The 6,244-nt window shown below is 69.8% G+C and carries 5 protein-coding genes and 1 pseudogene; 5 read left to right on the top strand and 1 reads right to left on the bottom strand.

Annotated elements, in window-relative coordinates:
- Positions 1-27: 27 nt before the first annotated feature.
- The 5 genes from ABZ783_RS11965 (at position 28) to ABZ783_RS11985 (ending at position 5,866) form a co-directional block, all read left to right on the top strand.
- Positions 28-381, top strand: a complete 354-nt coding sequence (locus ABZ783_RS11965; protein ID WP_357436504.1) for a carboxymuconolactone decarboxylase family protein — start codon at positions 28-30, stop codon at positions 379-381.
- A 5-nt stretch (positions 382-386) separates the two neighbouring features.
- A complete protein-coding gene (locus ABZ783_RS11970; protein ID WP_357436506.1) occupies positions 387-1,265 on the top strand; it encodes an NAD(P)-dependent oxidoreductase in 879 nt (292 codons plus the stop codon).
- Positions 1,262-2,695 carry an aldehyde dehydrogenase family protein gene (locus tag ABZ783_RS11975; RefSeq protein WP_357436474.1) on the top strand — a complete coding sequence of 478 codons (1,434 nt, stop codon included), beginning with the start codon at positions 1,262-1,264 and terminating at the stop codon, positions 2,693-2,695. Before ABZ783_RS11970 ends, ABZ783_RS11975 begins: the two co-directional genes overlap by 4 nt.
- A gap of 130 nt (positions 2,696-2,825) precedes the next feature.
- A complete protein-coding gene (locus ABZ783_RS11980; RefSeq protein ID WP_357436475.1) occupies positions 2,826-4,337 on the top strand; it encodes an aldehyde dehydrogenase family protein in 1,512 nt (503 codons plus the stop codon).
- The gene (locus ABZ783_RS11985; RefSeq protein WP_357436476.1) at positions 4,334-5,866 is read left to right on the top strand and encodes a GMC family oxidoreductase N-terminal domain-containing protein; all 1,533 of its coding nucleotides are present in this window, start codon (positions 4,334-4,336) and stop codon (positions 5,864-5,866) included. Before ABZ783_RS11980 ends, ABZ783_RS11985 begins: the two co-directional genes overlap by 4 nt.
- 72 nt (positions 5,867-5,938) lie before the next feature.
- Here the strand turns inward: ABZ783_RS11985 and ABZ783_RS11990 are convergent.
- Positions 5,939-6,244: pseudogene (locus ABZ783_RS11990) on the bottom strand (amylo-alpha-1,6-glucosidase); the annotation flags it as partial.

Here is a 6,244-nt window from a genome sequence, read left to right on the forward strand (position 1 = left end):
GTGACTGAGGACCTGTACGAGGCCGGCATGGCGATGCGCCGCCAGGTGCTCGGCGACGCCTACGTTGACGCGTCGCTGGCTGCCGCGACCGACTTCTCGATGGACCTGCAGGAGTACGTGACGAAGTACTGCTGGGGCGACATCTGGAACCGCCCCGGGCTCAGCCTGGAGGAGCGCAGCCTGATCAACCTGGCCATGATCACCGCCCTCAACCGGGGCCACGAGTTCAAGGCGCACGTCCGCGGTGCGCTGAACAACGGGGTCTCCCAGGAGAAGATCAAGGAGGTCCTCATGCAGACCGCCTTCTACTGTGGCGGGCCCGCCGCGTTGGAGAGTTTCCGCCTCGCAGCCGAGGTGTTCGCCGCGGTGGACGCCGAGTGACCGGGATGGGAATCGAGCACATCGGGTTCATCGGCCTCGGCAAGATGGGCCGACCGATGGCCGCACGACTGTACGAGGCGGGCTACCGACTCACGGTGGCCGACGCCGCACCGGACGTCGCCGAGGGATTCGTGACCGACCACCCGAAGGCGGGTATCGCCCACACGGTCGACGTGTACCGTGCGGTGGACGCCCTGATCCTGATGCTGCCGAACTCGGCGGTTGTCGAGTCGGTGCTCGAGGGCGACGCGGTCGCGGAAGTGCTGCGACCCGGCACTCTGGTCGTCGACATGAGCTCCTCCGAGCCGCTGCGCACCCGCGCGTTGGCCCAGCGGTTGGCCGCCCGGGGCCTGCGGATGCTCGACGCTCCCGTCTCCGGCGGGGTACGCGGCGCGGTCGCCGGAACGCTGGCGGTACTGGTCGGCGGTGAGGAGATCGATCTGGTCGAGGTGCGCCCGGCCCTGCAGCGGTTGGCCCGGACCGTCATCCCGGTCGGCCCCGTCGGGGCCGGGCACGCGGCGAAGGCCCTGAACAACCTGGTCTCGGCCACCACCATCTCGGTGACCGTGGAGGCGCTCCGGCTGGGGGAGCGGTTCGGCATCCCGCCGGAAACCATGACCGAGGTGCTCAACAGCTCCTCCGGGCGCTCGAACACCAGCGAGAACAAGGCCGCCCAGTTCATGATCAGCGGCAGCTACGACTCGGGGTTCGCGCTGCAGTTGATGGCCAAGGACGTGGGGATCGCCGTCGACCTGGCACGCGAACTCGGCCAGGCCACCGAGGTTGCGGACGGTGTGGCCCGACAGTGGCGGCGCGTCGCCGGGGAAGTCACGCCGCAGACCGACCACACCGCCATGTACGAGCTGATCGGCGGTGACCGGTGAACGCCCCGCTGCTGCACTGGATCGGCGGCGAGGCCGTCCCGCCGACCGCCGGGGGTTTCCGCTCCGGCACCAATCCGGCGACCGGCGGCGTCGGGGCACAGGTCGCGCAGGGCACGGCCGCCGATGTCGACCTCGCCGTGCGGGCGGCCCATACCGCAGCGCCCGGGTGGCGCCGGATCGCGTCGCTGGAACGCGGCCGGATCCTGGCGGCCATCGGCCGGCGGCTGCTCGCGGACCTCGACGTGCTGGCCGAACTGGAGAGCCTCGACACCGGCAAGCCGCTCGCCCTCGCCACGGCCGAGATCCGCGGTGCCGCGGAGTACTTCGAGTTCTACGCGGCACTGGTGAACCTGCCGGCGGGCGACGTGCTCGACATCCAGCCCGACCTGCACGTTTATACGCTGCGCGAACCGTTCGGTGTGGTCGGGGTGATCACGCCCTGGAACCTGCCGCTCAATCAGGCGGCCCGGGCCTGCGCCCCGGCGCTCGCCGCCGGCAACACGATCGTCGCGAAGCCCGCGGAGAGCACCTCCCAGACGACCGTGGCGCTGGCACGGATCGCCAGCGAGGAAGGGCTGCCACCGGGGGCGCTCAACGTGGTGCTCGGCCGCGGCGACGAGGTCGGTACCGCGATCGTGCAGCACCCGCTGGTGCGCAAGGTGGCGTTCACCGGTTCGGTGCGGGTCGGGCAGGACATCGGACGGATCGCGGCGGACCGGATCATCCCGCTGACTCTCGAACTCGGCGGCAAGTCGGCCAACATCGTGTTCGCCGACGCCGATCTCGAATTTGCCGCCGCCGAGGCCGTCCGGGCCTTCACGACCAACGCAGGTCAGGTCTGCTCCTCCGGAACCCGGCTTCTGGTCGAGCGGTCGGTCCAGGAGCGGTTTGTCGCCGCGCTGGTGGCGGCCACCCGGCGGCTGCGCCTCGGCGAGGACGTGGGCCCGATGATCACCCGAGGCCAATACGACACCGTGCAGCGGTACTTTGCGATCGCAGCCGAGGAGGGGGCCCGAGCCGAGCTGGGCGGTGGCGTGGTCACCGATCCCGAGCTCGACGGCGGCTTCTACGTTGAGCCCACGATCTACTCCGGCGTCACCAACGAGATGCGGATCGCCCGGGAGGAGGTCTTCGGGCCCGTCCTGGTGGTCATCCCGTTCGACACCGAGCAGGAGGCCATCGACCTCGCCAACGACTCGGAATTCGGCCTGGTCGGGGGAGTCTTCACCGAGGACATCTCCCGTGCCTTCCGGGTCGCCGAATCGATCGAAGCGGGGCAGGTCTACATCAACTCATGGTCGACCCAATCCGTCCAGATGCCGTTCGGCGGCCACAAGCAGAGCGGCTACGGGCGGGAGAAGGGGATCGAGGCGCTGCACCACTACTCGCACGTCAAGAGCATCAGCGTGCGGCTGGCTCCCCGCCGCTGAGATCGGCACGCCTGCACAGCGGCGGTGCCACGCCGAAACTGCTGGCATACCAGCACAGCCGATCCGGTGGCACAGAGGTATGACCACCACGCTCTCTATTGGTATGGCAGAACTCTCAGGAGGTTGCAGGATGACGAGCATGCTCCGGACCGCCTCGTCGGTCGAGGCCGACATCAGGCTCGCGGAGAAGATGTTCATCGACGGCGAGTGGGTGGCGGCCGTCAGCGGTCAGACGCTGCCGGTCTATGACCCTGCCGACGGCAGCGTGGTCGTCGAGGTGCCCGCCGGCGGCGCGAGTGACGTCGACCGGGCGGTCGCGGCTGCTCGCGCGGCCTTCGCGCCGGGCGGCTCGTGGCGGTCGTTCACCCCACAGGCCCGCGGCAGGCTGATCTGGCGGCTGGCCGACCTGATCGAGGAGAACGCCGAGCGGCTCGCCGTGCTCGACTCGATCGACAGCGGAAAGCCGATCAACGAGATGCGGTACTTCGACATTCCGTTCTCGGTGGACGTACTGCGCTACTACGCGGGCTGGACCACAAAGATCACCGGCGAGACGATTCCGATCTCCTACCCGGCCAGCCACGGCGGGAGGTTCCACGCCTACACCCTCAAAGAGCCGGTGGGCGTGGTCGCCGCGATCGTGCCGTGGAACCTGCCGCTGCTCATGGCCATCAAGAAACTCGCGCCCGCCCTCGCCACCGGCTGCACCGTCGTGCTCAAGCCGGCCGAGCAGACCCCGATCTCCATCGCGCTGCTCGCGCAGCTCACGGCCGAGGCCGGCATCCCGGCCGGCGTGGTGAACTACGTGACCGGGTTCGGTGAGACCGCCGGCGCGGCCCTCGTCGAGCACCCCGGTGTGGACAAGGTGACCTTCACCGGCTCGGTACCCACCGGCAAGGCGATCGTGCGAGCCGCCACCGGCAACCTCAAGCGCGTCTCGCTCGAACTGGGCGGAAAATCCCCCAACATCGTCTTCGACGACGCCGACCTCGACGCCGTGATCGCCGGCGCGGCCGCCGCCGCCTTCGCCACCCAGGGCGAGAGCTGCATCGCCGGCTCCCGCCTCTATGTCCAGCGCGGCGTCTTCGACGAGGTCGTCCAGCGGCTCGCGAAGCACGCCGGGTCGATCACGCTCGGCCGAGGTACCGACCCCGCGACCCAGATGGGGCCGTTGATCTCGGCCGAGCACCGCGACAAGGTCCTCGGGTACGTCGAGATCGGCGTCGGTGAGGGTGCCGAGGTGGTCACGGGTGGCCGCGCGCCGCAGGGCGAGGCCTATGCCGGCGGCTACTTCGTCGAGCCCACCGTCCTCGTCAACGCCCGCCCGGACTCGCGGATCATGCACGAGGAGATCTTCGGCCCGGTGGTCTCGGTCGTACCGTTCGACACCGAGGCGGAGGTGCTCGTGCTGGCCAACAACACCCGCTTCGGCCTCGGCGCCGCCGTGTGGACCCGGGACGTGTCGCGGGCGCACCGGATGGCCGCCGAGATCGAGTCCGGCCAGGTGTGGGTCAACTGCTACCAGGCGGCCGACTCGGCGCTTCCGTTCGGTGGGACCAAGGAGTCCGGCTGGGGCCGGGAGACCTGCCGGGAGTCGCTGGAGGAGTACCTCGAGACCAAGACGGTCGTGGTGTCCCTGTGAGTGCATCAGTGCCCATCGGCTACGACTACATCGTGGTCGGAGCTGGTACGGCCGGGTGCGTGCTCGCCGCCCGGCTCAGCGAGAACCCGGCGGTCCGGGTGCTGCTCATCGAGGCGGGTCAGGCCGGTCCCAGCGAACGGATCATGACTACGTCCACCTGGCCGGCGCTGCAGCGGACGGATGTGGACTGGGCCTTTCGGACCGTCCCGCAAACCGGCACCGGCAAGGTCCACGACATCCCGCGCGGACGTACCGTCGGCGGCACCGGCAGCATCAATGCGATGGCCTTCCTGCGCGGCGACCGTCGCGACTTCGACACCTGGGCGTATCTCGGCTGTACGGGATGGGATTACGCCTCCGTGCTGCCGTACTTCAAGCGGTCCGAGACGTCCGCCCACGGCGACCCGGCGTACCGGCGGCAGACCGGTCCGCTCCGCCCGGCACCGGCCGCGCAGCTACACCCGCTGTCTCAGGCATACCTGGCCGCCGCGACCCAGGCCGGTCACCCGGTCGTCGACGATCTGAACGGCCCCGAGCTGCGCGGCGCCAGCAGCCACGACCTGCTCATCGTCGACGGGTGGCGGCAGAGCACCGCGACGGCGTACCTCGAGTCGGCGCTCGGCCGGGCGAACCTCGACCTGGTGACCGGGGCGTTCGTGGAGCGGGTGGTCATCGACGGTGACCGGTGCCTCGGTGTCGACGTGGTCGTCGACGGTGAGCGGCGCCACTACGCGGCAGAGATCGACACCATCCTCTCTGCAGGCGCCATCGGGACCCCACACCTCCTGCTCACCTCGGGGGTCGGCCCCGTTCAGGACCTGGAGCGCGTCGGCGTCAAGGTGCTCCACGACCTGCCGGGCGTGGGGCAGAGCCTCCAAGACCACATCATCCTGGCCGGCCTCACCGTCGAGGCCGGCCGCCCGCTCCCGCCTCCCAGCGGCAATCTCGGCGAGACGACGCTGCTGCTGGACAGTGAACCCGGGCGGGCGTCGATCGACCTGCAGATCGTGTTCATCCACGTCCCCTTCACCAATCCCTGGCAGTCGGCGCCCGAGCATGGCTACACCTTCGGCATCGGGCACATGCGTCCCGCCAGCCGAGGGGTGCTGGAACTGGCCAGCCCCGACCCGGCGGTGCCGCCTCGCATCGACTTCCGCTATCTCGACGAGCCTGCCGACATGCGGGCCCTGGTTTCCGGTGTCCGGCACGCCCTGCAGCTCAGCGAGATGCCGGCCTTCGACGACTGGAAGGCGAGACCGCACCCCCTCTTGGCCGCCGATGACACCACGGTCACGGCGTTCGTCCGAGCGGCGGTGCAGTCCTACGGACATGCGGCCGGCTCGTGCCGGATGGGCGTGGACTCGCTTGCGGTCGTGGATCCGCAGCTCCGGGTGAAGGGGTTGTCCGGACTGCGGATCGCCGACGCCTCGGTCATGCCGACCATCGTGTCGACGAACACCAACGCGGCGACGGTGATGATCGCCGAGAAGGCCGCGGACCTCGCGCAGGGGGTCATCGCCGCGGTCTGACTTGCCGGATACAGGCCCGCGCCCCGGGCCTGTATCCGCTGGACCACGGGTTGTCTGCCTGGGGAGCGGCCGTTACGCGTCGGCCGTGTCTGCGTTGCCGACGTGCACGTTACCGATGGCGTCCATTCGGCCCCAGCGTCCGGGAATGTCAAGCAGTTCGATGCGACCGAACCTGGCGGGCAGCGCCGGATCCACGATCAGGTCGTCTTCGTACGGCTCGAGGCCGAGCATGGTCCGCAGCAGCAGGAATGGCGTTCCGGTGGACCCGGCCTGTGGGCTGGACGCGGTGGGGTATTGCACGGGGTAGCGGGTGAGGTGTCGGGGGTATCCGGCGAAGGCTTCGGGTAGTCGGCCGTCGAAGTAGTTGGCGGCGTCGAG

It is taken from the genome of Micromonospora sp. NPDC047738 (assembly GCF_040642675.1).
Classification (GTDB): Bacteria; Actinomycetota; Actinomycetes; order Mycobacteriales; family Micromonosporaceae; genus Micromonospora.

Excerpts from the sequence above, each read along its gene's own strand:
- ABZ783_RS11965 (WP_357436504.1), top strand. The coding sequence starts at position 28 with ATGGCGATGCGCCGCCAGGTGCTCGGCGACGCCTACGTTGACGCGTCG.
- ABZ783_RS11980 (WP_357436475.1), top strand. The coding sequence starts at position 2,826 with ATGACGAGCATGCTCCGGACCGCCTCGTCGGTCGAGGCCGACATCAGG.
- ABZ783_RS11970 (WP_357436506.1), top strand. The coding sequence starts at position 387 with ATGGGAATCGAGCACATCGGGTTCATCGGCCTCGGCAAGATGGGCCGA.